Genomic DNA, 25,054 nt, shown 5'->3' with positions numbered 1-25,054 from the left:
CAGCGGCGTCTCAGTCGAGATCGATCCGCTGCGTCGGACCGCTCCCGCCCTCGTCGCGGGGGTCGGAATGGTCGCCGGAGGGGCGGTCCGAGGGAGTGCCGGGGGCGGGCTCGTCGCGGGTCCAGCGGCGCTCGTGGCCCTCGACGGCAGAGCGGTACGCGGCGAGCAGCTCGGAGCCGGCGGCCGCGAGGTGGTCGAAGACCTCGGGGTTGCGCTCGACGACGGGCTTGGCGGCGGCCTTCGCCTGGTTGACGAACTGGCGTACGGCGCCCTGGGCGGCGGCGCCGAGCAGCGGGTTGTTCAGCCCGGACACCTTGTCGGCGACGGCCTCGAACAGCTTGAACAGCTCCTCGGCGGCGGTCCCGGCGCCGCTCCCGGCGCCCGCGCCCGCGCCGCCCTGGCGGGCCCGGCGGCGCTCCTGCTCCGCGGCGAGGTCCTCGGCGCAGGCCTTGGCCCAGGCGTCGTCGTCGGTGGGACGGTCGGTGGCCTCGCTCATGGCGGACTCTCCTGCGGCAGCTGCTGGGCGGTACGTACTACCTTCGACGGTACCCGAACGGGGGTACCCGGTTTCAGTGCCTGCGCGGCGTTCAGGGCCTGCGCGGCCACAGGTCCGGGTCCGGCGTGAAGCGGATCCGGAGCACCCCGCCGGCGAGGGCGGCGCCGGACACCGTGCAGCGGCGCAGCGCCGAGGGCAGCGGAACGATCCTGCGGTACGGGCCCGCCGCGAGCAGCAGCTCGTCGCCGCGCCGGACCAGGTCGAGGTCCCGCTTGTGGGCGCCGGGCAGCGGCACCACCCAGACGAGTACCCCGTCGTCGGCGAGCCTGTCCTCGACCACCCACGCGGGGCGCGCCCGCACCCGGGCCTCGGAGGCCCCCGGAACGAGCCCCTCCGCCCCAGCCAGGCCGATCAGGTCCTCCGGCCCCGCCGGGTCCCGCCCGAGGTGGCCGACCGGCAGCACGGGCACGTCTCCGCCCGACTCGGCCCCGACCGACTCGGCACCGGCCCACTCGGCACCGGCCCACTGGGCGGCGTACTTCTCCTGCTGGGCGGCGAGCCCGGCCAGCCAGGGGTCGGGCGAGCCCTGCGGCACCATCCGGTTGGCGACGATCGCGCCGACCGGGAGCTGTTCGAGGGCGAGGCCGAGCAGCCCGGTCCGCAGCGCGGCGTCGGCGCCCGGTCCCGGCTCGGCGACGATCCGCAGCGAGGTGGCGGCGGCCTCCACGACGGCCTGGACTTCGGCCAGCTCCTCGTCCCAGCGCGCGGCGGCCTCGTACAGCCACTGCGCGGGCATGGGTACGCCGGCCAGCTGGGCCAGTACGGGCCGCAGGGCGCGGGCCGCCTGCCGCTCGGCCGGGAGCAGCCGGGCCAGGTAACGGCGCAGCTGCGCGGGGAGGGCGAGGGTGGCGACGGCCTGGTGGAGCGGGGGCAGGTCGACGACGACGAGGTCGGTGCCGGGGGCGGCGGCGGCCCGGCGCAGGGCGCGCAGCAGGGCGAACTGCTCGGCGCCGGGCAGCTCGGTGAGCTCCTCGGCCCCGAGCGGCCGGGCCCCGACCATGCCGAGGAGCGCCGATCCGCGCTCCTGGAGGGCGACGAGCTCCTCGCGGAACTCCTCGCCGGAGTCCACGCGGGCCACGAGCACCCCGGCGGCCGGTACGGCGGCCAGCCCGGGCGCGGCTTCGACGGGCTCCCCCGTCGCCTCCCCGACCAGTGCGGCCAGGGGATCACCGGGGTCTGCGGAGAGCAGCAGCACCCGCTGCCCGGTCCGTGCGGCGGCGACGGCCGTGGCCGCGGCCACGGTGGTCCGGCCGGCCCCGCCGGGACCGGTGATCAGCAGGATGCGCATGGATCAGGCCGACTCGACGCGCTTCTTCAGGCCCGCCAGGGCGCGGTCGATGATGACCTTCTCGGCCTTGCGCTTGATCATGCCGAGCATCGGGATCTTGACGTCGACGGTCAGCTGGTAGGTGACCTCGGTGCGCTTGCCGCCGTCCAGCGGGGCGAGCCGGTACGAGCCGTCGAGCTGGCGCAGCATCTGCGACTTGTCCAGGGTCCAGCTGACCTCGTCCGCGCCCCTCCAGGTGTAGGCGAGGGTGTGGTCGTCCTTGATCGCGCCCGCGTCGAGCAGCAGCCGGACCTTCTCGGCGCGGCCCTCGGCGTCGGTGGCCAGCACCTCGGCCTCCTTCACCTCGCCGGTCCACTCGGGGTAGCGGGCGAAGTCGGCGATCACGGCCATCACGTCGGCCGGCGCCGCCTCGATCGTGATGCTCGAGCTGGTGTGTTCGGCCATGGCGGTCGCCCCTCCAGGGAGTGTTCGAGGAAGTGTGCGGCCTACGGCCGCCGCGTGCAGGCTACCGTGCGTGCGGAGGTCACCACTCCAGGGCCCGGGCTCACCACTCCAGGGCCCAGGGCCTTCCGGTGGCGGCGAAGTGCCCGACGTTCACGCACTCCGTGGCGCCGATCCTCATCCGCCGTGCCAGCGGCTGGTGCACGTGCCCGAACAGCGCGTACCGCGGCCTGGTCCGCCGGATCGCCGCGAGCAGGGCCTCGCTGCCCCGTTCGAACCGGCGCGCGACCGTGTCGTAGCAGAGCTCCGGCACCTCCGGCGGGATGTGCGAGCACAGCACGTCCACCTCGCCGAGCGCCTCGACCTTGGCGGCGTACTCCTCCTCGTCCACCTCGTACGGGGTGCGCATCGGGGAGGGCAGTCCGCCGCCGACGAAGCCGAAGACGCGGCCGCCGATCTCCACCCGCTGCCCGTCGAGGACGGTGGTGCCGGGTCCGGCGTACTCGGACCACAGACCCGGGATGTCGACATTGCCGTAGGTGGCGTACGTGGGCTGCGGGAACGCGGCGAACATCTCGGCGTACTGGCGGCGCACCGCGCCCTCGATCAGGCGTTCCCGGTCCAGTCCGGCCCACAGCCGGCGCCCGAGGTCGCGGGCCTCGTCGAAGCGGCGCTCGGTGCGCAGTTCCACGATCCGGTCGGCGTTCTCGACGCCGAACAGATCGGGGAAGATGCCGCGCGAGTGGTCGGCGTAGTCGAGGAAGAGCACGAGGTCACCGAGGCAGATCAGGGCGTCGGCACCGTCCCCGGCCCGGGCGAGCGCCTCGGCGTTGCCGTGGACGTCGCTGACGACGTGGACCCGCGTGCTGCTTTTCCTGCCACCCATGCGCTCCACCCTAGGGGGGCCCGGGGGCCGCGGGTAGAGGGGGTGGCACAGGCGGCCTACCTGCGGTTACTTCCGAGTCGCAAACGGGGTCGACTACTGTCGGCATGGCACGGCCGCGTCATGTGACGCACGGAACATCTGGCCGGTTCCCTCTATCCGGAACCCACTACCGGTGGGTAACGTCCGGTCGGTCCACATGGTGGCGATGGCGCCCAGAGGAGCAGCAGTCTTGCGCGAGTTCAGCCTTCCGGCCCTGTACGAGGTCCCGTCGGACGGGAACCTGACGGATCTCATCCGCCGCAATGCCGCGCAGCATCCCGACACCGCCGTCATGGGCCGCAAGGTCGACGGCGGCTGGCAGGACGTGACGGCGACCGAATTCCTCGCCGAGGTGCGCGCCGCCGCAAAGGGCCTGATCGCGGCCGGCATCCGGCCCGGCGACCGCGTCGCACTGATCTCCCGCACCCGCTACGAGTGGGTGCTCCTCGACTTCGCGATCTGGAGCGCGGGCGGCGTCACCGTCCCCGTGTACGAGACCAGCTCGCCCGAGCAGATCCAGTGGATCCTCGGCGACTCCGGCGCCGTCGCCGTCATCGTCGAGAGCCCCGCGCACAGCGCGGCCGTGGCCTCGCTGCGCGACCGGCTGCCGGAACTGCGCGAGGTCTGGGAGATCGAGCAGGGCGCGATCGCGGCCCTGAACTCCGCCGGCGCCGAGGTCGGCGACGCCGAGGTCGACGAGCGCAGTTCGCTCGCGAACGCCGACGACCCGGCCACCATCGTCTACACCTCGGGCACCACCGGCCGCCCCAAGGGCTGTGTGCTGACCCACCGCAACTTCTTCGCCGAGTGCGGCAACGTGGTGGAGCGCCTGAGCCCGCTGTTCCGCACCGGCGAATGCTCCGTGCTGCTCTTCCTGCCCGCCGCGCACGTCTTCGGGCGCCTGGTGGAGGTGGCGGCCGTACTGGCGCCGATCCGCCTGGGCTGCGTACCGGACATCAAGAACCTCACCGACGAGCTGCAGTCCTTCCGGCCCACGCTGATCCTCGGCGTGCCGCGCGTCTTCGAGAAGGTCTACAACTCGGCGCGCGCCAAGGCCCAGGCCGACGGCAAGGGCAAGATCTTCGACGCGGCGGCCGAGACGGCCATCGCGTACAGCCGGGCGCTGGACGCCCCGGGCGGGCCGTCCTTCGGCCTGAAGCTGAAGCACAAGCTGTTCTCCAAGCTGGTCTACAGCAAGCTGCACACGGTCCTCGGCGGGCGCGGCGAGTACGCGATCTCCGGCGGCGCCCCGCTGGGCGAGCGGCTCGGCCACTTCTTCCGCGGCATCGGCTTCACGGTCCTGGAGGGCTACGGCCTGACGGAGTCGTGCGCGGCCACCGCGTTCAACCCGTGGGACCGTACGAAGATCGGTACGGTCGGCCAGCCGCTGCCGGGCTCCGTGGTGCGCATCGCCGACGACGGCGAGGTGCTGCTGCACGGAGAGCACATCTTCAAGGAGTACTGGAAGAACGAGACGGCGACCGCCGAGGCGCTGACCGACGGCTGGTTCCACACCGGTGACGTCGGCACCCTCGACGAGGACGGCTACCTCGCGATCACCGGGCGCAAGAAGGAGCTCATCGTCACGGCGGGCGGCAAGAACGTGGCCCCCGCGGTGATCGAGGACCGGATCCGGGCGCACGCGCTGGTCGCGGAGTGCATGGTGGTCGGCGACGCGCGGCCGTTCGTGGCCGCACTGGTCACCATCGACGAGGAGTTCCTGGGCCGCTGGGCCGCGGAGCACGGCAAGCCGGCCGGGGTCACGGCGGCGGAGCTGCGCGAGGACGCGGACCTCATCGCCGCCGTCCAGCAGGCCGTGGACGACGGCAACGCGGCGGTTTCCAAGGCGGAATCGGTGCGGAAATTCCGCATTCTGCCCTCCCAGTTCACGGAGGAGTCGGGTCACATCACGCCTTCGCTGAAGCTGAAGCGGAATGTGGTGGCGAAGGACTTCGCGGACGAGATCGAGGCCCTGTACCGGGGCTGAGCCCCTCGTGCGCTACCGGGGGTCCTCGGCGAGGATCCGCGCCATGTTGCGCTCGGCGAGCGCGGTGATGGTGACGAACGGGTTCACCCCGAGGGAGCCCGGGATCAGGGAGCTGTCGACCACGTACAGCCCCTGGTGGCCCTTGGCGCGGCCGTAGTTGTCGGTCGCGTCGCCGAGGACGCAGCCGCCGAGCGGGTGGTACGTGAAGTTGTCGGCGAAGTTCCTGTTGTCGCCGAACAGGTCGTACCGGTAGATCGTGAAATTGGCCCGGTTGATCCGGTCGAAGAGGTTCTTGGCGGCCTGGACCGACGGGGTGTTCTGGTCGCGGCGCCAGTTCAGCCGCGCCGAGTCGGTCGCCGCGTCGTACGTGAAGTGCCCGCGCTCCGGGTTCTTGGTGATGGCCAGGTACATCGAGATCCAGTGCTCGAAGCCCATGGGCAGCGGGGCGATCTCGGCGAACACCGGGTTGGCGGCGTTGTCCCAGTCGTCGATGCCCAGGGCGGGCATGGTGGCCTGGTTGCAGCCGACCGTGTCCCACAGGTGGTTGGCCCGGGCGGTCATGATGTTGCCGTTGTGGCCCCAGCCGAGCCCGACCTTCTCGCTGAGCCCGGGCAGGGTGCCCCGCTCGCGGGCGCGCAGCAGGATCTCGGTGGTGCCGAGGCTGCCGGCACCGAGGAAGAGCTGCTTGCAGCCGAGCTCCCTGACCTCGGTGACCCTTCCCGTCAGATCGCTGGTCCGGACGGTGAGCACGTAGCCGCCGGCCGGGTCCTGGCGCACGCCGACGACGCGCTGCATGGTCTCGATGGTGACGTTGCCGGTGCCGATCGCGGCCGCGAGGTAGGTCTTGTCGACGCTCTTCTTGCCGAAGTTGTTGCCGTAGATGACCTCGCCGGCCAGCGCCGAGCGGGTGGCGGTGCCGGCGGCCTCGCGCTGCATGTACGAGAAGTCGTACACGTTGGGCACGAAGGTGGTCTTCAGGCCGGTGTTCTGGGCGTGCCTGCGGGAGATCCGGGCGAACCGGTACCACTCCGTGGACTCGAACCAGCCGGGGTCGATGTCGTTGACGCCGAGCATCGCGCGGGCGCGCGGGTAGTACGTGCCGTACATCTCGTCGGCGTCGACCTGGGGCAGCACCTCGGAGAAGTACGAGCGCCGGGGCGTCGGGGCCATGCCGCCGTTGACGAGGGATCCGCCGCCGACCCCGCGGCCGACGTAGACGGACATGTCGCCGTGGTTCACCCGGTCGAGGACGCCGGGGTAGGGGCTGATGTCGCGGTTGACGACGTCGAGCCAGAGGAACTGGGCCAGCGGGGCCTCGGTGCGGGTGCGGAACCACATGGAGCGCTGGTCGGGCGCTGAGGTGGAGGGGAAGACCTTGCCGTCCGGGCCGGGGGTGTTCCAGAGCCGGCCCATCTCCAGGACGACGGTCCGTACGCCGGCCTGTCCGAGCCGGAGGGCGGCGACGGCCGAGCCGTAGCCGGAGCCCACGACGATGGCGGGGGCGTACTGCGCGGCGGGGGGCTCGGCGGCGGCCGCCGATTGGAGCCCTATGCGGGTGAAGCCGAGGGCTGCGGCGGTCTGGAGGGCGCCGATACCCAGGAAGTGACGGCGCGTCAGCTGAGGTGTCATGGCCGCATCATGGGCGGAATCGGGCCGTCCACCCAGAGGCGGTGTTGACAGATATCTGAGGAACAGTCAGGTGTGGCGGAGGATCACGGGCCCGGCCTCACACCTGCTCGGTCGGCAGGACCACCATCTCCGGCACCGCGACCCGCCGCGGCCGCGTGACCCCGTACGCGATCGCGTCCGCGATGTCCTGCGCCTCCAGCCGGTCGATGCCCCCGAACATCTGCTCCAGCGCCTGCTGCATCTCGGGGGAGTTGTGCCCGCGCAACTCGGTGTCCACGGCGCCGGGCTCGACGACGCAGACCCGCACGTGCTGCGGCGCCAGCTCCTGGCGCAGGGCTTCGCTGAAGGCGACCACTCCGAACTTCGTGGCGCAGTACGCCGTGGCCGTGGCCACGGCCCGGCGGCCCGCCAGGGAGGACACGTTGACGATGTCGGCCACCTTCCGGGGGCCGTCCCCGGCGGCGCTGACGAGGTGCGGCAGGGCAGCGTGGGTGGTGTGCATCAGGGCGGTCAGGTTGACGTCCACCATGCGCTTCCAGTCGGCGACGGGCGACTCTGCGGCGTACCCGAGGAGCATCAGGCCCGCGTTGTTGACCAGGGTGTCGAGGCGCCCGAGCTCCTTGACCGTACGCTCCACCACGCGCGCGGCCTCGGCCTCGTCGGCGATGTCGGCGGGCAGGACGAGCGCGGTGCCGCCGCCGGCCTCGATCTGGGCCGCCAGTTCCGTGAGCCGCTCCGCGCGCCGTGCGGTGAGCGCGACGGCGGCGCCCTTTCCGGCGAGCGTCAGGGCGGCCGCCCGGCCGATCCCGCTCGAAGCACCGGTCACCAGGGCCACGGTGCCGCGCAGCACGTCGTCCATCGTCCTCACCACTCCTCGCCGGCGCGCCGCGGTCGGGCACGTCCGCAGACATGCCTTCCGTGTCCGTCGGCACATGCACGGCCGTGGCGCCGACGCGCCCGGGTCGGCGTAATGGCGCGGCGCGGGCGGTGGGCGGTGGGCGGTGCCCTGCGGCGCTGCCCCGCGACGGGCCCGTCCGCCCGGGTCGGTCAGAGCAGCTCGCGCAGGCGGTCGGCCAGCAGGTCCCAGCGCCACTTCTCCTCGACCCAGGTGCGGCCCCGCTCCCCCATGCGGCGGCGCAGCTCAGGGTCCTGGAGCAGGGTGATCACGCGGTCCGCCGCGTCCTCGGGGACTCCGCCCCGGACCACCCAGCCCGTCTCGCCCTCCAGCACCGCGTCCGGCGCCCCGCCCGAGTCGCCCGCGACCACCGGCAGGCCGGTCGCCGAGGCCTCCAGGTAGACGATCCCGAGGCCCTCCACGTCCAGCCCGCCCCGCCGGGTCCGGCACGGCATCGCGAAGACGTCCCCGGCGCCGTAGTGCGCGGGCAGTTCCGCCCAGGGGACGGCGCCCGTGAAGACCACCGAGTCCGCGACCCCGGCGGAGACGGCCAGCGCCCGCAGGTCCGCCTCGTACGGGCCCCCGCCGACCACCAGCAGTACGGCATCCGGCACCGCGGCCAGGATCCGCGGCATCGCCTCGATCAGCGTGTCCTGCCCCTTGCGCGGGACCAGCCGCGAGACGCAGACCACCACCGGCCGGTCCGACAGCCCCAGCCGGGCCCGGATCTCCGCGCCGCCCGACCCGGGGTGGAAGGTCTTCTCGTCCACCCCCGGCGGGAGTTGCACCATCCGCGCCGCCGCCGCGTCCGTCAGCGCCGAGGCGATCCGCGAGCGCGTGTACTCGCCGAGGTACGTCAGCGTGTCCGTGCCCTCGCCGATCCGGCGCAGCAGCTGCCGCGCCGCCGGCAGCTGCGCCCAGCCCGCCTCGTGCCCGTGGGTGGTGGCCACGATCCGCTTGGCCCCGGCCCGGCGCAGCGCCGGGCCCATCAGCCCCAGCGGGGCCGCCGCCCCGAACCACACCGACCCGCAGCCGTGCTCGCGCAGCAGCCCGACCGCCCGCCGGGTCACCCGCGGGGTCGGCAGCAGCATCGTCGTACGGTCGCGCACGACCTGGAACGGCTGCTCGGCGTCGAAGGCGGCGGTGGCCTCGCGGGCCTCCGCGCCGTGCTTCCAGGTGGAGGCGTAGACGACGATCCGGTCGGGATCCAGCCGCAGTGCCATGTTGTGCAGGAAGGCCTGGATGCCGCCCGGTCGCGGTGGGAAGTCGTTGGTCACGATCAGCGTCTTGTGCATCGCCTGCCGACAGTACCGGACGCCCCCCGCGCGGCTCCGCCCCCAGCCGCGGGCGCGGCTACCCGCCGCCCAGCTCCTCGCGCAGGCCCGCCTGCCAGGCCAGCGTCAGGCCGGGCAGATCACCGCCGATGGTCTCCTCCAGGGCCGTCGCCAGCGGCTCGCGGCCCGCCCGCTCGTAGAGGCGGACCAGCGTGGCGTCGCCCCACTTGGCCGCGATCAGCCGGCAGGCCAGCCACGCGCCCTCGTACGCGCGGGCCAGCGCCTCCGGGTCGCCGCCGAAGGCGAACGCCCCGTCGGCGGGGAGCGCGGCCGGCAGCTCCCCGCGGCGCACCGCCCGGCCCAGCGCGGGCGCGGCCTGCCGCGCGGTGGTGGCCCCGCCGCGGTACGCCGCCCAGTCCGCGAAGCCCTCCGACAGCCACAGCGGGGTCCGGGCGGTGGTCGCGGCCCGGGTGGCCACGTGCGTGACCTCGTGGGTCAGGACGACTCCCCGGCCCGCCGCGCTGAGCTCCGCCCAGCCCTCCGGGTTGACGACGACCCGGTCGGCGGGGGCCTTCGCGGCGCCCACCCGGCCCGTCGTGACCGCCCCCATGCCCCGGTACTCGGCGGCGGGCCGGCCCAGCAGCTCCGCCATCCGCTCCAGGGAGCCCGGCACCAGCACCACCGCCCGGCCCGCCCACGCCCCCGGCCAGGCGGCGCTCGCCGCGGGCACCGCCCGCTCGGCCTCCGCCGCGACCGCGGAGAGGGTCTGCGGGGACTGCCCGACGCCGAGCACCAGCGCGTGGGCGCCCTTGACCGCCTCCACCGGGCCCTGGTCCCACAGCTGCGGCGGCGCGCCCGGCGCGGCCCGGTCCCCGGTGACCCGCCAGTGCCCGCCGTCCGCGCCGTCCCGGCTCAGCAGCACTTCGCGCGCCGACCCGGCCGGGGCCGTGTCGTAGCCGGTGAGCCGGTAGCGCAGTTCCGCGCGGGCCGTGGCCCGCTCGCCGTCCCGGCGGACCGCGGAGACCTCGTACGCCCAGCCCTCCAGCGGGATCCCGGCGAGCTGCGCGGGCGGCGTCCGCGACCAGGCGGCGACGGCCTCCCGGATGTCCCCCTCGGCTGCGTCCCGCGCCGCGGGCGCCCCGCATCCCGCGAGCAGCGCGCTCAGCAGGAGCGGCAGTACGCGTACGAGGAACCGGTGGACCGGGGACATCCGACGATCGTACGCACGCCCCCACCGGGGACGGCTCACGGACGGCTCAGGGACGGCTCAGGGACGGGTCACGGAGGACACCGGCATCATCCCGACCGGGTCGTACCGCACCCGCGCGCCCGGGTACGGGGCGTGCACCACCTGGCCGTTGCCGACGTACATGCCGACGTGGCTGGCGTCCGAGCGGTACGTGACCAGGTCGCCCGGCTGCGCCTGCGAGAGCGGCACCCGGCGGCCCGCGTACCGCTGCGCCTGCGAAGTGCGCGGCAGGGAGACGCCCGCCTGGCGGTACGACCACACCATCAGCCCGGAGCAGTCGAACCCGGAGGGCCCGGTGGAGCCCCAGATGTACGGGCGGCCGACCGCGGCCCGGGCGGCCATCACGGCGGTCGCGGCGCGGCCCGAGGAGGGGCCGAGCGAGTTCGGCTCGGGCAGGCCCTCGGGGCGCTCGCCGGAGCGCGAGGACCGCTCGAAGTCGGCCCGCTCCTGGCTGGGCATGGCGTCCAGGAGCCGGCGGGCGGCGGCCAGCTTGGCGGTGACGGTGCGCTTCTGGCGGGCCACGTCGGCCCGTACGGAGTCGAGTTCGGCGAGTTTCTGCGAGGCCTCGTGGCGCTGCTGGCCCAGCCGGCGCTGCTCCTTGCGCAGTTCGTAGAGCCGGCGGGCCTGCCGGTCCGTCAACCGGTCCAGCTGGGAGGCCTTTTCGAGGTATTCGTCCGGGTTCTCGGAGAGCATCAGCTCGAAGGCGGGGTCGATGCCGCCGGAGCGGTACTGGGCTCCGGCGAAGGTGCCGAGGAGGCCGCGCATGGTGTTGATGCGGTCCTGGCCGCGGGCCAGTGCGTCCTGCGCCCGGTCGATCTCGGTGTGGAGCCGGTCCGCCCGCTCGCCCGCCCGGTTGTAGCGCTCGGTGGCCTGTTCGGCCTCCTCGAAGAGCCGGTCGACCTGGGCGCGGGCGCCGGCCGCGGGATCCTGCGGCGGGGCGGGGGCCGCGCTCGCCGTCGCGCCCGTCATGGCTGCCGCGGCGGCCGCGGCGGCGGTCAGGACGGTGACCTTGGTGTTCCTGTCGAGGCTGCCGAGCCCGGGCCGACGATGGGACGCCACTGGAACCGCTCCCTTCCGCTGCGCGGGACCGGGTCCGCCCCCGTGGACGGCCGTGTGCCGGGTTCCGCGCTGGCAGACAGTAACCGCGCCGCCACGCGCCGGCCAACGACCCCCGGAGGGCGCACACGACGACGCCCCGCCGGAGACGCAGGTCACCGGCGGGGCGTGTGGTCACAGCGGGGCCGCGAAATTCGCCCGGATGGGCGGTGTGCGGCGGGTCCCGGGGCGGGCGCGTGGCCCTCGGGGCGGGTCAGCCGACGCGGACGCCGAACTGGAACGGCATGTTCTTCATGGCCTCGTAACGGACGCCACCGGTCGGGTTGGAGGCGTGGAAGACCTGGCCGTTGCCCGCGTAGAGGCCCACGTGGTGCAGGTCGCCGTAGAAGAGGACCAGGTCTCCGGGCTGGAGGTCGCTCTGACTGTAGATGCGCGTGCCGTCGTTGGCCTGCGTGGTGGTGACGCGGCTGATCTTGACGCCGGCCTGGGCGTAGGCCCACTGAGTCAGGCCCGAGCAGTCCCACGAGTCGGGGCCGGTGTCGCCCATGTGGTAGCTGTCGCCCTTCTGGGTGATCGCGGCGGCGAGGGCCGCCCCGCCCCGGCCCGAGCCCTTCACCGCACCCTTGGCGCCGGCGGCGTCCGCGGCGGCCTGGCCGTCCTTGGCCGCGTCACTCTTCAACTGGCCCCGCTCTTCGGTGGTCAGCGTGTTGAGGAGGGCCTGGGCGTCGGCGAGCTTGCTCTGGGCGGCCGCCTTCTTCTCGGCGAGTTCCTTGCGGACGGCTTCGAGGTCGGCGAGCTTGCCGGTGGCTTCCTGACGCTGCTGCGCGAGGCTGCGCTGCTTGGCCTGGATCTTCGTTATCGCCTCGACCTGCTTGCCGCTCACCTGCTGGAGCGTGGAGGCCTTGTCGAGGAAGGCATCCGGGTCGGAGGACATCAGGAGCAGCATGGACGGGTCGAGGCCGCCGCCGCGGTACTGGGCCGTCGCCATCGAACCGAGCGTGTTGCGCAGGCCGTTGAGCTCGTCCTGGCCGCGCGCGACCTGGTCCTGGAGCTGCGAGATCTCCTTCTCCAGCTTCTCCTGGCGGTCTTTGGCCCCGTTGAACTTCTCGGTGGCCTGCTCGGACTCCTCGTAGAGGGCATCGACCTTGCTCTTGACCTCGTCCTTGCTCGGCTTGGCCGGGGCGGCCATGGCCGACTGGGAGGAGAGGGCGACGGCCGCGGTGGCGAGGGCGGTGAGCACGCTCACGCGGGTGCGGGTCGGCGGCTTGGGTCGACGGTGGGACGCCACGAACGCGAGCTCCTTATGCCTGGAGCCGCCGATTACAGTCGCAGGCTCGGCAGCGCACCTCCGTCGTCACCCCGAATGAGTGAACTGCCGCACGAAGGTTTGAGCCGACCCTAGTGACCTCGCTGTGATCAGTTCAAATCCTGTAGGCAAAAAACTTGGCTGCCGACCAGGTTCTTTACCTACAGCCCACGCTCTGTGCAGGGCACTTGACGGTACGTTCCCTGTCCGCCTTGCCAAATCGGGCATTCCGTCGACGAGTTACGAAACGCGCGAAAGCCGCTTCAGCAACAAAGCGGACGTCACGGGCCGGGCGCCGGCCTTCGCCACGCCGTCGGCCACCTCGCGGTCGGTGGAGACCACGACCACCGGCCGGCCGGGCGGTTCCGCCCGTACCAACTGGCGGATCAGCTCGTCCGCCGTCACACCGGGCTTGGAGAACAGCACCCGTACCCCGCGCGGCGGCGCCAGCAGCACCGGGGCCGCCAGCTCCGCGCCGTCGAAGACGCAGGTCATCTCCGCGCCCGTCTGCGCGGCCAGCATCGACAGCCCGCCCAGCAGCCGCAGCCGCTGCTTCTCCAGCGGCATCGTCGGATAGCCGGTCTTCGTCACGTTGTAGCCGTCGACCACCAGATGGGCCTGGGGCAGCGCCAACAACTGGTCCAGCAGCGCCGGATCCGTCTCCGACAGGGCGCGTGCCGCGATGTCCTTCGGGGTCATCCGGCCCGGCTCCACGGCGTCCACGGTGTCGGCCGGCCGCGTCGACACCGGCGGCAGCGCCAGCTCGCGGCGCAGCCCCTGGGCAGCGTCCAGCACCGTGTCCAGCAGCAGCCGCAGCCGCATGTCCTCGACGCTGCGGCCCTCGCGGGTGGCCCGGCGGGAGGTCTCCAGCGCCGTCTCGACCTCCGCGAGGCGGGACTTGAGGCGCCGGGTCTCGCTCTCGGCGGCCGCCACCTGCGCGGCCGCGTCGCCCCGGATCCCGTCGATCACGGCGGTGACCTTGCGCAGGGCCGCCTCGCCGCGCTTCACATCGCTCTGGGCGCTGCGCAGCTTGCGCTGAAGCGATTCCGCTTCCTTGCGCACCGCGTCCAGCTCGGCCCGTACCTGCTCGCCGCCGAGGCGCTGCGCGTCCCGCGCCTGGGCCAGTTCCTCGCGCAGCCGGTCCAGTTCGCGCCGGGTCTCCTCGCCGACCCGCTCGGCGTCGGCGCGCTGCGCCTCCTCGCCCGCGGCGGCCACCAGCTTCACCCAGCCGACCGGGCGCAGTACGTACGCGGCGGCCGCCACGTCCAGCGGGTCCGCGGCGGCGGGCGGGGCGCCGGACTCCAGCGCTCCGGCCAGCTCGGCCTGGGCCTCGCGCAGCTTCTCGGCGACGCGGCCCCGGAAGACGGCGTCCGCCTCCACCGCCGCGGCCATGGCGTTGCCCGCGAACTTGGCGCGCCGGGTCGGGGTGAACCGGGCGTACTGGCGCAGCTGCGCCGGGAGGTCCGCGACCGTCAGTCCGCCGAAGGCGTCCGAGACGAGCGCGACGACCCGGCGCCGCACGCCTTCCGGCAGCGGGCGGTCGAGCACCTCGGCGGCGTCGCCGGCCGCGTCGGCCGGCTCAGCGCCGCTTGCTGGCTCCACAATCCGTCACCCCTACCGTCATTCACCTGTGGGCGGGGCTCCGTCAGGAGTCCGCGCCCGGCCTGTCCACGAGCTCGATCTGGTCCACCGCGTTGCACCACCGGCAGCGGACCGACTCGATGGTCTCATTGACCACCTCGCGCTCCTCGACCTTGGGCTCCCCGGCAAGATCCAGGTGGACGTACTCCACGACCTTCGACGAACGAGTGACGTCGAAACGCGTGAGGTTGCCGCACAGCGTGCAGCGCCACCGGGTGGTGTCGGTCGGCAGGGGAACCGTCATCAGGCCGCTCTCTCCTTCGTAGCTGATTCAATTAAAGCCGCCGTCCGCGTCAATCGGCGGACCGCAGCACGTAACCCTACGGCCTGCCGGTGCTCGGGGCGGGTCCACTTGGGTCATGCTCGATCGCATGATCGTAAAGTGGCAGGCCCTCCGGGAGGCCGCCCGGGGCCCGGTGGTCGTCCACGCGCTGATCGCGGGCTGCTGCGTGGTGTTCCTGCTCGGCCCGGCCTCGGGGACGAATCCCTCGTACGGGACGGGCGAGCGGCTGGTGGAGAGCGGGACCGCGTACTTCCGGCGCTGGGGCGTGGTCCCGGACGAGCTCTTCACCGGCTCGGCGCGGGCCCTGCTGACACCGCTGACCGCCCTGTTCGTGCACGGCGGCTGGCTGCACCTGCTCGGCAACATGCTGTTCCTGTACGTCTTCGGCGTGATGACGCAGGAGCGGATGGGGCGGCCGGAGTTCCTGTCCTTCTACATCTGTACGGGCTACCTGGCGCTGGCGGCGTACGCGGCGGCCAACGCCTCCTCGGCGCAGACGCTGGTGGGTGCGTCGGGCGCGATCTCGGCGGTGCTCGGAGCCTTCCTGTGCCTGTTCCCGCGGGCGCGGGTGACCAGCCTGTTCCCCTTCCTCCTCTTCCTACCGCTCCGCTTCCCCGCGTGGATGGTCCTGCTGTTCTGGTTCGCCCTCCAGTGGGTGGCGGCGCACCGCGCGGGCAGCGGCCCGGGGGTGGCATACCTCGCCCACCTGGTGGGCTTCTCGCTGGGCTTCGTCTACGCGTGGGTGCGCTATCGGCGTACGACTAGAGTGAGGCGACCAGCGACGGCCACCGAGGGAGACAGCCAACCGTGATCACCGCGATCGTGCTCATCAAGACCAGCGTGGACCGCATCCCCGAGATCGCCGAGTCGATCGCCGCGCTGGACAGCGTCAGCGAGGTCTACTCCGTCACGGGGACGTACGACCTGATCGCCCTGGTCCGCGTGGCCCGCCACGAGAACCTCGCGGACATCATCCCGGGCCGCATCAGCAAGATCCCGGGCGTCGAGGCGACGGACACCCACGTGGCCTTCCGCACGTACTCCCAGCACGACCTGGAAGCGGCCTTCGCCATCGGCCTCGACGCCTGACGCCTCCGGCGCGGCTCACGGTGCGCCGGGCTCCGCCCCAGCCGCCACCCGGCCGCACGGTACCGCGTGCGCGGCAAAGCGTCCCAGCGGCTCGGAGACCCGGCAGGCTGTCGCCGGGCCGAGCCGGGCGGCTCCTGCCAGGCGTGGGGCCAGGTGTCCCACGACGTGTTGTACGCGGGCACCCGCTCCGCGAGGCCGGGGGAGCGGTTCACCCTCCCCGCAGGCCCGGACGGTCGGTATCGGATCCCAGTAGGTCATGATCCGTACGGCGTCAGACGGCCGGCACGCAGCGGCCTTCCTCGGTGCGGTACTGCCACTTGGCTCCGGAGGTGACCAGTTCCTTCACGGCGCCCACGAAGCGGTCGACGTGCTCGTCCGGGGTGCCGGCGCCGAAGCTGACGCGGATCGCGTTCAGGGAGCGCTCGCCCGGGGCCGCCTCGGGGGCTCCGCACTCCCCCTGGGCCTGCGGCTCGCTGCCCAGCAGGGTGCGGACCAGCGGGTGGGCGCAGAACAGGCCGTCGCGGACGCCGATCCCGTACTCCGCCGACAGCGCCGCCGCGAAGTGCGAGCTGTTCCAGCCGTCCACCACGAAGGAGATGACGCCGACCCGGGGGGAGTCGTCGCCGAAGAGGGACAGGATGCGGACGGCCGGGACCTCCGCCAGGCCCTCGCGGACCTTGGCGATCAGGTGCCGCTCGCGGGCGACGAGGCCGTCGAAGCCCGCCTCGGTCAGGGCCTTGCAGGCCGAGGCGATCGAGTACACGCCGATCACGTTCGGGGAGCCGGCCTCGTGGCGGGCCGCCGTCGTGTGCCACTCGACGTCGACGCCGCCGTCCGCGCGGCGGGCGACCTTGCGGGAGGCGCCGCCGCCGGCCAGGTACGGCTCCGCCTGCTGCAGCCAGTCCGCGCGGCCGGCCAGCACGCCCGAGCCGAACGGCGCGTACAGCTTGTGCCCGGAGAAGGCCACCCAGTCCACGTCCAGCTCCTGAACGGAAACGGGGTGGTGCGGGGCCAGCTGGGCGGCGTCCAGGACGATCCGCGCGCCGTGGGCGTGCGCCGCGGCGGCGAGCTCCTTCACCGGCCACAGCTCACCGGTGACGTTGGACGCGCCGGTGACGCAGACCAGCGCCGGGCCGTAGGGCTCCCGCCCGGCCAGCGCCCGCTCCAGGCTCTCCACGGCCTGGGCCGGGGTCCGCGGCGCGTTGAGGTACGTGACCTGCGCGTCCCCCCACGGCAGCAGCGAGGCGTGGTGCTCGGTCTCGAAGACGAACACCTGGCAGCCGGCCGGCAGCACGGCGGCGAGCAGGTTCAGCGAGTCGGTGGTGGACCGGGTGAAGATCACCTGATCGGACGGACGGCAGTCGAGGAACTCGGCGACCGTCACCCGGCTCTGCTCGAAGAGGTCCGTGGACAGCTGGGAGAGGTAGCCCGCGCCGCGGTGGACGCTGCCGTAGTACGGGGCGTAGGCGGCGACGTCGTCCCAGACCCGCTGCAGCGCGGGGGCGCTGGCCGCGTAGTCGAGAGCCGCGTACGTGACCTCGCCGCCGGTGACAAGCGGGACGGTGACGTCCCGGCCGAGGACCGGCAGGGGCTGGGCACAGGCGGGGTCGACGGCGGCGGTGGCGGTGGTGACGGCGGCGTTCGGGTACGTGGACATGGCGGTATCTCCCGGCAGGACAGGCTGAATGGCTTCGGACGGCCCGTACGTGGGTGCACGCTGCACGCATCCGCGGAAACGGGTATGCGGATGCGCGGATGCACATGTGCCAGTGGTACGGGAGTTACCTCGACGCACGGACGACTCAGGACCGCACGGAGGGTGAAGAAGGGGCGGAGTCGCCCTATCGCATTCGCTTGCTCACGGAAAAGCTCCTCGAGAGACCAGGACCCCTGGTGTCGAGGGATCCGCGCTTGCCGCAGGCCTTTCTGCCTGCGACCTGGTCATCACCCGGGGCACCCCGCCACGGAAGGAGGGTTGCCGGACAGCGAGCCGGGGCCAAAACGCTGTCACTCGTGACCTGGTCAGCATCCTGCCACAAGATCCCCCACGCACAAGACCCCGGTCCGCATGCTGGACCGGGGCCTTGGCCGGAAACGATCAGGCGTTGCTGGCCGCCACCCAGCGGTCCAGGGCCGCGCGGGCCGCGCCCGAGTCGATGGACTCGGCCGCGCGGGCGATCGCGGTGCGGATCTGGTCCTCCAGGGGGCCCGTGCCCGGGTCCAGGGCCACCAGGGCCGCCGCCGAGTTCAGCAGGACCGAGTCGCGCACCGGGCCCGTCTCACCGGCCAGCAGCCGGCGTGCCACGTCCGCGTTGTACGAGGCGTCCGCGCCCCGCAGCGCCGAGACGTCGACCAGCGGGATGCCGACGTCGCGCGGGTCGAACGACTGCTCGTCCACCCGGCCGTCGCGGACCCACCACACCCGGGAGGTCGCGGTCGTCGTCAGCTCGTCCAGACCGTCGTCCCCGCGGAACACCAGCGCCGAGGAGCCCCGCTCCGCCAGTACGCCCGCCACGATGGGCGCCACCCGCGCGTCCGCCACGCCCGTGGCCTGCGCCCGTACCCGCGCCGGGTTGGTCAGCGGGCCGAGGAAGTTGAACGTGGTCCGGATGCCCAGCTCCTTGCGGGCCGCCGCCACGTGCCGCAGCGCCGGGTGGAACTTCACCGCGAAGCAGAAGGTGATGCCGGCCTCCTCCGCGACCTCGACCACCCGCGCCGGGGTGAGGTCCAGGTTGACCCCGAGCTTCTCCAGCACGTCCGAGGAACCGCTCGCGGAGGACGCGGCCCGGTTGCCGTGCTTGACCACCTTGGCGCCCGTACCGGCCACCACGATCGAGGACATCGTGGAGATGTTCACCGTTTTGGCCCCGTCGCCGCCGGTGCCGACGATGTCCACCGTCCGGCCCGGCACCTCGATCAGGTTGGCGTGCCCGTACATGGACCGTACGAGGCCGTTGATCTCCGCGACCGTCTCCCCCTTGGCCCGCAGCGCCACCACGAAGCCGGCGATCTGGGCGTCCGTGGCCTCCCCGCGCATGATCCGGTCCATGGCCCAGGCGGTCTCGTCGGCGCGCAGGTCCTGGCCGGTCAGCAGGGCGTCGAGGACGCCCGGCCAGCCGCGGGCCGCCACGCTGTCGCCGCCTGCCGGGGTCGCAACGTTCATGGTCCGCTCCTGCTGTTGATCGGCCACCCCGTGTCGGGGCCCACTCGAATGGGAAGGGCTTCAGCCTATCCAGCCCCGGGGACGGCAAAGAGCCCCGTCCGGACACTGGACGGGGCTCTTGCCGTGGCGACACCAGAACTGACCTGAATCAGTCCCTCAAGCGGGATCAGTGGTGGCCGTGGCCGCTCTGGATCTCCTTGTACTCCTCCACCGTGGGCTTCGGAATCTGGTTGTTCTCGGCGTAGAAGCCCTTGCTGAGCTTCGCGCGGAGCTTCTCCTTGCGGCCGACCTTGCGCTCGACGCCGTTCTCGTCGACCGTCGGGCCGATCTCGACCGGCTTGTACTGCTCGTGCGCGGTCAGCGTGTGCAGCTTGCCCTGCGAGAGCGGCTCGTGGATCTCGACGAACTCACCGTGCGGCAGGCGCTTGATGATGCCGGTCTCGCGACCGTGCAGCACCTTGTCGTGGTCCCGGCGCTGGAGGCCGAGGCAGATGCGCTTGGTGACGATGAACGCGAGGACCGGGACGACGAAGAAGCCGATCCGGACGAACCACGTGATGTTGTTGATCGAGAGGTGGAAGTACTGCGCGAACATGTCGTTTCCACCGCCGATCAGCAGCACGATGTACTCCGCGATCCAGGCGACACCGAAGGCCGTACGGGTCGGGACGTTGCGCGGGCGGTCCAGGATGTGGTGCTCGCGCTTGTCCCCGGTGACCCAGGACTCGATGAACGGCCAGGCGGCGATCGAGCCCAGCACGACCGGGAAGATGACCAGCGGGATGAACACGCCCAGGACGAGGGTGTGGCCCCACAGGTTGATCTCCCAGCCCGGCATCGCACGGATCAGGCCTTCCGGCATACCCATGTACCAGTCGGGCTGCGCACCGGTGGACACGTGGTCCGGACGGTACGGGCCGATCGCCCAGATCGGGTTGATCGAGGCGATCGCCGCGATGGCCGCGATGACACCGAAGACCAGGAAGAAGAAGCCTCCGGCCTTGGCCATGTAGACCGGCAGCAGCGGCATGCCGACGACGTTGTTGTTCGTCTTGCCGGGACCCGCGAACTGGGTGTGCTTGTGGTAGAAGACCAGGATCAGGTGGGCCACCAGCAGGCCCATCATGATGCCGGGCAGCAGCAGGATGTGGATCGAGTAGAACCGCGCGACGAAGTCGCCGCCGGGGAACTCGCCGCCGAAGAGGAAGAACGAGATGTACGTGCCGACGATCGGCACGGACAGGATCGCGCCCTCCATGAAGCGGACACCGGTGCCCGAGAGCAGGTCGTCCGGCAGGGAGTAACCGGTGAAACCGGTGAACATGCCGAGGACCAGCAGCAGGAAGCCGAAGATCCAGTTGACCTCGCGCGGCTTGCGGAACGCGCCGGTGAAGAAGACGCGCATCATGTGCACGACCATGCCGGCGACGAAGATCAGCGCCGCCCAGTGGTGGATCTGCCGGATGAGCAGACCACCGCGGACGTCGAAGCTGATGTCCAGCGTCGAGGCGAAGGCCTCGGACATCTGGACGCCCTGCATCGGCACGTACGAGCCGTGGTACACGACCTCGTTCATGCTCGGGTGGAAGAACAGCGTCAGGTACACACCCGTGAGGATGATGATGATGAAGCTGTAGAGGCAGATCTCACCCAGCATGAAGGACCAGTGGTCCGGGAAGATCTTGCGCATGTTGGACTTGGCCAGGCTGTAGATGCCCAGCCGTCCGTCGGCCCAGTCCGCTACCCGCTCGCCCTTGGAGGGCGCCGGTCGCTTCGTGTCAGTGGCAGTGCTCATCCGCGCTCCCAGAATGCAGGACCGACGGGCTCTTCGAAGTCGCCGAGCGCTTCGAGGAAGCCTTCACCGTTCACGCCGATCCGCAGCTGCGGAAGCGCGTGGCCGGCCGGACCGAAGATGACTCGGGCGCCGTCGGAGAGGTCGAAGGTGGACTGGTGGCACGGGCAGAGCACGTGGTGGGTCTGCTGCTCGTACAGGCTGATCGGGCAGCCGACGTGGGTGCAGATCTTCGAGTAGGCCACGATGCCCTCGTGGGACCACTCGAGTTCCTGCTTGTCCTTGATGTCCTCCGGCTTGATGCGGACGATCATCAGGGCGGCCTTGGCGATCTGCGTCTGGAAGTCGTGCTGCTCCTCCTCCAGGCCCTCGGGCCTGGCGAAGGTCAGCGAACCGACCAGCACGTCCTCGGGACGCAGCGGCTCCTTCGTGTTGTCGTTGATGAGCAGCTTGCCCCGGGCCCACACGGTCTTGCGCAGCTTCTCCTCGGGCAGCGGGCCCAGGTCGCGCATGATCATGAGAGCGGACAGCGGCAGCATCGACAGCGCGCCGAGCATGGTGTTGCGGATCAGCGGGCGGCGGGCGATGCCCGACTCGTTCGCGCCGTCGGCGAAGTCCTGCATGACCTTCGCCTTGAGCTCCGGCGGCGCCGCGATCTCGTGGCGCTCGTCGGCGACCTCGACGTCGGACATCAGGGTGCGGGCCCAGTGGACCGCGCCCGCGCCGATGCAGAAGAGGGCTGCGCCCAGGGTCAGACCGAGGGCGAAGTTGAGCCCGCTCACCTTCCCGATCGGGAAGATGTAGACGATCTTGTCGACCGGGATGGTCACGTACGAGGCGATGAAGCCGATCGTGGCCAGCATCGACAGCGTGAACAGCATCGCCACGGTGCGCTCGGAGCGCCTCGCGGCCTGCTCGTCGATGTCCTGGATACGGGGCTTGTGGACCGGCAGGCCCGGGTCGGCGAACGGGTCGTCCGCGACTGCTACGCCACCGTGGTGCGCGTCGCCCTGCTCGCTCGGCAGGTGCTTCTCTTCGGGAATGTCTTGGCTACTCATGACTTCTTGGCCTTAGCGGTGTGGGCCGCGACCCAGACGGCGACAGCGATCAGCGCACCCAGGCCGAAGATCCAGCCGAACAGACCCTCGGAAACGGGGCCGAGGCCACCGAGCTTCAGGCCGCCAGGGCTGACCGACTGCTCGCCGTTCACGTGCTGGAGGTACGCGATGATGTCCTTCTTCTCCTTCGTCGGCATGGTGCTGTCCGGGAAGGAGGGCATGTTCTGCGGGCCGGTGAGCATGGCCTCGTAGATGTGCTTCGGCTCGACGCCCTCAAGGTTGGGGGCGTACTTGCCGTTCGTCAGCGCGCCGCCTTCGCCGGTGAAGTTGTGGCACTGCGCGCAGTTGTTGCGGAAGAGCTCACCACCCCTGGCGATGTCGGCGCCCGCCGGGTCGTACTGCTTGGCGGTCGGCACGATCGGGCCGGCGCCGAGGGAGCCGATGTAGGCGGCGAGCTGGTCGATCTGCGCCTGGTCGTAGATGACCGGCTTCTTCGGCACCTGCACGCCGGGCTGCTGGGCGGGCATACGGCCCGTGCTCACCTGGAAGTCGACGGCCGCGGAGCCGACGCCGACCAGGCTGGGGCCGTCAGTGGAACCCTGACCGCCGGTTCCGTGGCAGCTTGCGCAGCCCACGGCGTAGAGCTTCTTGCCCTCCTCGATGGCGAGGGACTGGGCGGTTTCATCGGCCTGCGCCTTGCCCGCGGGGGCGAAGGCGGCGTACAGCCCCCCAGTGGCCGCCAGCGCGAGGAGTAGAACGACGACCGCCGCCAGCGGATGGCGTCGTCGTGCGGAGAGCTTTTTCACGGATTACCCCGGTGTCAGGATCTTCTGCGTCGGTGTTTCTGGATGGAGTGCCGGGTCTCGCCCGGTGACGTGTTCGCTACTTGATCAGGTAGATCGTCGCGAAGAGGCCGATCCAGACGACATCGACGAAGTGCCAGTAGTAGGACACGACGATGGCCGACGTGGCCTGTTCGTGGGTGAACCTCTTGGCCGCGTACGTCCGGCCGAGGACCAGCAGGAAGGCGATGAGACCGCCCGTCACGTGCAGACCGTGGAAGCCGGTGGTCAGGTAGAACACCGAGCCGTACGGACCAGACTTGAGAGACATGCCCTCGTGCTTGACCAGCTCGGTGTACTCGAACACCTGGCCGCCAATGAAGATCGCACCCATGACGAATGTGATCATGAACCACGACCGGAGCTTCTTCACGTCACCGCGCTCGGCTGCGAATACGCCGAGCTGGCAGGTGAGGGAGGAAAGCACCAGGATCGTCGTGTTCGTCGCCGAGAAGGGCAGATTCAAGGCCGAAGCCTGCTCTGACCAGTACTCGGCACCTGTCACGGATCGCAGGGTGAAGTACATCGCGAAGAGGGCCGCGAAGAACATCAGCTCGGAACTCAACCAGATGATGGTTCCGACGCTGACGAGGTTCGGCCGGTTGACCGTCGGGTGCGCGTGCCCGGTATCTACTGTCGTTGCTGTCGCCACGACCGACATTATGTCGGTCGCTTATCCCGCCCTCACCCCGGGGGGTGCCGTTCGGAGTGTCAGGGGCGTGTGCAAGGCCCGAACGGCCCATCAGATCGGCCCCGGGACCTTCATCGGCGAGGCTGTCCGAACCGATGTTGACAGCGGGTCGGACGGAGTAGCATCCCGCGCAACATCAACGTGATTCACGGCACCGTGGAGGAACGAAATGCGGTCGACTGCACGGGTTCTGGTCTACAGCGACGACGCGAGCACCCGCGAGCAGGTGCGGCTGGCGGCCGGGCGCAGGCCGGCCGCGGACCTGCCTCCGGTCGAATTCGTGGAATGCGCCACGCTCCCGGCCGTCCTGAGCGAGCTGGACGCGGGCGGGATCGACGTGTGCGTGCTGGACGGCGAGGCGGTTCCGGCCGGCGGCATGGGCGTGTGCCGGCAGATCAAGGACGAGATCTTCCAATGCCCGCCGGTGCTGCTGCTGATGGGGCGTCCGCAGGACGCCTGGCTGGCCACCTGGAGCCGCGCGGACGCCGCGGTGACCCTTCCGGTCGACCCGGTGGCGTTCGCGGACACCCTGGCGGGCCTGGTGCGTTCCCGGCTGTCGTCGGCCGCCTGACGCGCGGCCGCCGCCGGCCCGCCGGAGTCCGTGCGTACGGACTCCGGCGGGCCGGACCGGCCGGGCTCAGACCTGCGGGCGCAGCCGGGCCTGGTCGATCGGACTGCGGCCTTCCTGGGTGCCCTTGAGGAGGGCGCTGCCGTCGCGCCACTCCTTCCAGTCCAGGTTCCAGTCGCCGAAGCCGTTGCCGAAGGGCTCCATGTCGTCGCCGATACTGTTGATCACCCGGATGATGTCGCCCTCGGTGATGTTCTCGTAGAACCAGGCGGCGTTGCCCGTGCTCATGCCGGTGCAGCCGTGGCTGACGTTCTCGGAGCCCTGCGAGTCCACGGACCACGGCGCGGCGTGCACGTATTCACCACTCCAGGTGACGCGGGTCGCGTAGTAGACGGGCAGGTTGTAGTACTCGCTGCCGCCGATGCCGACGGTGTCGCCGCGCATCTGGACGAAGTACTGCTTGCCGAGCACCACCTTGACCCCGTTGCGGGTGGAGAAGCCGGGCTTTCCGGTGGTCACCGGAATGGTGTTGATCACTTCTCCGTTGCGCTCGAACGTGAGGTAGTGCGCGGACGCGTCCGTGGTGACCTCGACGCGGTCCCCGATCTCCAGCGTCAGCGGCTTGGCCGCGGCCCCGTGGAACTCGTCGGAGATCTTGATGCCCTCCAGATTGCTCCGTACGGAGACGGTGGAGTGGGCGGGCCAGTAATCCTTGGGGCGGTAGTGCAGGTGCTTGTCGTCCACCCAGTGCCAGGCGCCCTCGACGCCCGCCGGCGTGGAGACGGCCAGGCCCCGCTCCACGATCGCCCGGGCGGCCTTGTCCGTGATGGGCTCGTCGAGTTCGGCCGTGAGGGGCTGTCCGACGCCGTACTTGCCCTCGTCCGGCCCGAATTCGACCTTGAGGACCTTCTCGGCCGGAGTGGTCTCGAACGCCAGCCTGCGCTGCCCCGGAGCGCCGCGCTCGTCCTCGGTGTTCACCAGGACCGTGTAGTGGACACCGGCGGCCATCGGGGCGGTGCTGTGCCAGCGGTCGCCCTTGGCGCTCAGCTCGCCCGCGAGACGGCGTCCCTGGGAGTCCACGGCGGACACGTCGGTGATCCGGCTGCCGCCGGTGCCCTTGGCGGTGATCTCCAAGGGCTTCTCGGGGTCGACGGGGCGCCCGCCCGGCGGCTGGTTGAGGACGACCTGGTCGCCCGCGTCGTACGGGCGGGCTGACAGCGGGTTGTCTCCGGGCCCGCAAGCGGTGGCGCCGGCCCCGAGGGACGCCACCAGCACGGAGCAGCTGAGTACCGTCCAAAGACGCGGTGAGTGCTTCATGGAG

The 25,054-nt window shown here is 71.6% G+C and carries 23 protein-coding genes and 1 riboswitch; of the genes, 4 read left to right on the top strand and 19 right to left on the bottom strand.

The genetic code is table 11. The features are described from left to right. Nucleotides 1-10: 10 nt before the first annotated feature. From ACIQU4_RS23990 to ACIQU4_RS23975, 4 genes are all read right to left on the bottom strand, one after another. On the bottom strand, nucleotides 11-496 hold the full coding sequence (locus ACIQU4_RS23990) for a DUF5304 domain-containing protein (RefSeq protein ID WP_403734220.1): 486 nt from the start codon (nucleotides 494-496) through the stop codon (nucleotides 11-13). Between the two features lie 91 nt (nucleotides 497-587). After that, nucleotides 588-1,844, bottom strand: coding sequence for an ArsA family ATPase (locus ACIQU4_RS23985; protein WP_403734217.1), 1,257 nt, complete (start codon nucleotides 1,842-1,844; stop codon nucleotides 588-590). 3 nt (nucleotides 1,845-1,847) lie between these two features. After that, nucleotides 1,848-2,288 (bottom strand): SRPBCC family protein, encoded by a 441-nt coding sequence (locus ACIQU4_RS23980; protein ID WP_403734215.1) that lies wholly within the window; start codon nucleotides 2,286-2,288, stop codon nucleotides 1,848-1,850. A gap of 100 nt (nucleotides 2,289-2,388) precedes the next feature. Next, the gene (locus ACIQU4_RS23975; RefSeq protein WP_403734213.1) at nucleotides 2,389-3,171 is read right to left on the bottom strand and encodes a metallophosphoesterase; all 783 of its coding nucleotides are present in this window, start codon (nucleotides 3,169-3,171) and stop codon (nucleotides 2,389-2,391) included. A gap of 229 nt (nucleotides 3,172-3,400) precedes the next feature. Between ACIQU4_RS23975 and ACIQU4_RS23970 the strand changes: the two genes are divergently transcribed. Further along, nucleotides 3,401-5,197 (top strand): AMP-dependent synthetase/ligase, encoded by a 1,797-nt coding sequence (locus ACIQU4_RS23970; protein WP_403734210.1) that lies wholly within the window; start codon nucleotides 3,401-3,403, stop codon nucleotides 5,195-5,197. Nucleotides 5,198-5,209: 12 nt separating this feature from the next. On the opposite strand, the gene ACIQU4_RS23965 is transcribed toward ACIQU4_RS23970, so the two are convergent. The 8 genes from ACIQU4_RS23965 to ACIQU4_RS23930 all read right to left on the bottom strand — a co-directional run bounded on the left by ACIQU4_RS23965 (nucleotide 5,210) and on the right by ACIQU4_RS23930 (nucleotide 14,491). Continuing rightward, entirely contained in the window at nucleotides 5,210-6,826 is a 1,617-nt protein-coding gene (locus ACIQU4_RS23965; protein WP_403734208.1) for a GMC oxidoreductase, read from the bottom strand. A 97-nt stretch (nucleotides 6,827-6,923) separates the two neighbouring features. Continuing rightward, nucleotides 6,924-7,685: an SDR family NAD(P)-dependent oxidoreductase gene (locus ACIQU4_RS23960; protein WP_403734933.1), complete on the bottom strand. Its 762-nt coding sequence runs from the start codon at nucleotides 7,683-7,685 to the stop codon at nucleotides 6,924-6,926. 188 nt (nucleotides 7,686-7,873) lie between these two features. Next, a complete protein-coding gene (locus ACIQU4_RS23955) occupies nucleotides 7,874-9,016 on the bottom strand; it encodes a glycosyltransferase family 4 protein (protein WP_403734205.1) in 1,143 nt (380 codons plus the stop codon). Between the two features lie 58 nt (nucleotides 9,017-9,074). Further along, nucleotides 9,075-10,205, bottom strand: coding sequence for a hypothetical protein (locus tag ACIQU4_RS23950; protein WP_403734202.1), 1,131 nt, complete (start codon nucleotides 10,203-10,205; stop codon nucleotides 9,075-9,077). Nucleotides 10,206-10,262: 57 nt separating this feature from the next. Continuing rightward, complete coding sequence (locus ACIQU4_RS23945) at nucleotides 10,263-11,303, bottom strand: NlpC/P60 family protein (protein ID WP_403734200.1); 1,041 nt, start codon at nucleotides 11,301-11,303, stop codon at nucleotides 10,263-10,265. A gap of 250 nt (nucleotides 11,304-11,553) precedes the next feature. Continuing rightward, nucleotides 11,554-12,588 carry an NlpC/P60 family protein gene (locus ACIQU4_RS23940; RefSeq protein WP_403734197.1) on the bottom strand — a complete coding sequence of 345 codons (1,035 nt, stop codon included), beginning with the start codon at nucleotides 12,586-12,588 and terminating at the stop codon, nucleotides 11,554-11,556. Between the two features lie 258 nt (nucleotides 12,589-12,846). Beyond that, complete coding sequence (locus tag ACIQU4_RS23935; RefSeq protein WP_403734930.1) at nucleotides 12,847-14,211, bottom strand: NYN domain-containing protein; 1,365 nt, start codon at nucleotides 14,209-14,211, stop codon at nucleotides 12,847-12,849. A gap of 40 nt (nucleotides 14,212-14,251) precedes the next feature. Then, complete coding sequence (locus tag ACIQU4_RS23930; protein ID WP_008738811.1) at nucleotides 14,252-14,491, bottom strand: hypothetical protein; 240 nt, start codon at nucleotides 14,489-14,491, stop codon at nucleotides 14,252-14,254. A 127-nt stretch (nucleotides 14,492-14,618) separates the two neighbouring features. On the opposite strand from ACIQU4_RS23930, the gene ACIQU4_RS23925 reads away from it, so the two are divergent. Beyond that, the gene (locus tag ACIQU4_RS23925; RefSeq protein WP_403734194.1) at nucleotides 14,619-15,341 is read left to right on the top strand and encodes a rhomboid family intramembrane serine protease; all 723 of its coding nucleotides are present in this window, start codon (nucleotides 14,619-14,621) and stop codon (nucleotides 15,339-15,341) included. Next, nucleotides 15,338-15,619, top strand: coding sequence for an Lrp/AsnC family transcriptional regulator (locus tag ACIQU4_RS23920; RefSeq protein WP_008738815.1), 282 nt, complete (start codon nucleotides 15,338-15,340; stop codon nucleotides 15,617-15,619). The genes ACIQU4_RS23925 and ACIQU4_RS23920 overlap by 4 nt, the downstream gene beginning before the upstream one ends. A 271-nt stretch (nucleotides 15,620-15,890) precedes the next feature. Here ACIQU4_RS23920 and ACIQU4_RS23915 read toward each other — a convergent pair whose 3' ends face one another. The 6 genes from ACIQU4_RS23915 to ACIQU4_RS23890 all read right to left on the bottom strand — a co-directional run bounded on the left by ACIQU4_RS23915 (nucleotide 15,891) and on the right by ACIQU4_RS23890 (nucleotide 23,135). Then, nucleotides 15,891-17,276, bottom strand: coding sequence for an aminotransferase class V-fold PLP-dependent enzyme (locus ACIQU4_RS23915; RefSeq protein ID WP_403734192.1), 1,386 nt, complete (start codon nucleotides 17,274-17,276; stop codon nucleotides 15,891-15,893). 245 nt (nucleotides 17,277-17,521) lie between these two features. Then, nucleotides 17,522-17,638: riboswitch (SAM riboswitch) on the bottom strand. A gap of 79 nt (nucleotides 17,639-17,717) precedes the next feature. Continuing rightward, nucleotides 17,718-18,782 carry an anthranilate phosphoribosyltransferase gene (trpD, locus tag ACIQU4_RS23910; RefSeq protein WP_403734190.1) on the bottom strand — a complete coding sequence of 355 codons (1,065 nt, stop codon included), beginning with the start codon at nucleotides 18,780-18,782 and terminating at the stop codon, nucleotides 17,718-17,720. 166 nt (nucleotides 18,783-18,948) lie between these two features. After that, nucleotides 18,949-20,577, bottom strand: coding sequence for a cytochrome bc complex cytochrome b subunit (locus tag ACIQU4_RS23905; protein ID WP_403734187.1), 1,629 nt, complete (start codon nucleotides 20,575-20,577; stop codon nucleotides 18,949-18,951). Beyond that, entirely contained in the window at nucleotides 20,574-21,632 is a 1,059-nt protein-coding gene (locus ACIQU4_RS23900; RefSeq protein WP_403734184.1) for a Rieske 2Fe-2S domain-containing protein, read from the bottom strand. Before ACIQU4_RS23900 ends, ACIQU4_RS23905 begins: the two co-directional genes overlap by 4 nt. Further along, complete coding sequence (locus ACIQU4_RS23895) at nucleotides 21,629-22,438, bottom strand: c-type cytochrome (RefSeq protein ID WP_403734182.1); 810 nt, start codon at nucleotides 22,436-22,438, stop codon at nucleotides 21,629-21,631. The genes ACIQU4_RS23900 and ACIQU4_RS23895 overlap by 4 nt, the downstream gene beginning before the upstream one ends. 76 nt (nucleotides 22,439-22,514) lie before the next feature. Then, nucleotides 22,515-23,135: a heme-copper oxidase subunit III gene (locus ACIQU4_RS23890; RefSeq protein ID WP_030863506.1), complete on the bottom strand. Its 621-nt coding sequence runs from the start codon at nucleotides 23,133-23,135 to the stop codon at nucleotides 22,515-22,517. A gap of 199 nt (nucleotides 23,136-23,334) precedes the next feature. On the opposite strand from ACIQU4_RS23890, the gene ACIQU4_RS23885 reads away from it, so the two are divergent. Then, nucleotides 23,335-23,736: a hypothetical protein gene (locus ACIQU4_RS23885; protein WP_403734179.1), complete on the top strand. Its 402-nt coding sequence runs from the start codon at nucleotides 23,335-23,337 to the stop codon at nucleotides 23,734-23,736. Between the two features lie 66 nt (nucleotides 23,737-23,802). Here ACIQU4_RS23885 and ACIQU4_RS23880 read toward each other — a convergent pair whose 3' ends face one another. Continuing rightward, the gene (locus ACIQU4_RS23880) at nucleotides 23,803-25,050 is read right to left on the bottom strand and encodes an Ig-like domain-containing protein (RefSeq protein ID WP_403734177.1); all 1,248 of its coding nucleotides are present in this window, start codon (nucleotides 25,048-25,050) and stop codon (nucleotides 23,803-23,805) included. Nucleotides 25,051-25,054 lie beyond the last annotated feature (4 nt).

Source organism: Streptomyces sp. NPDC090741 (assembly GCF_044769045.1).
GTDB lineage: Bacteria > Actinomycetota > Actinomycetes > Streptomycetales > Streptomycetaceae > Streptomyces.
This window is presented reverse-complemented; position numbering and strand designations above follow the sequence as displayed.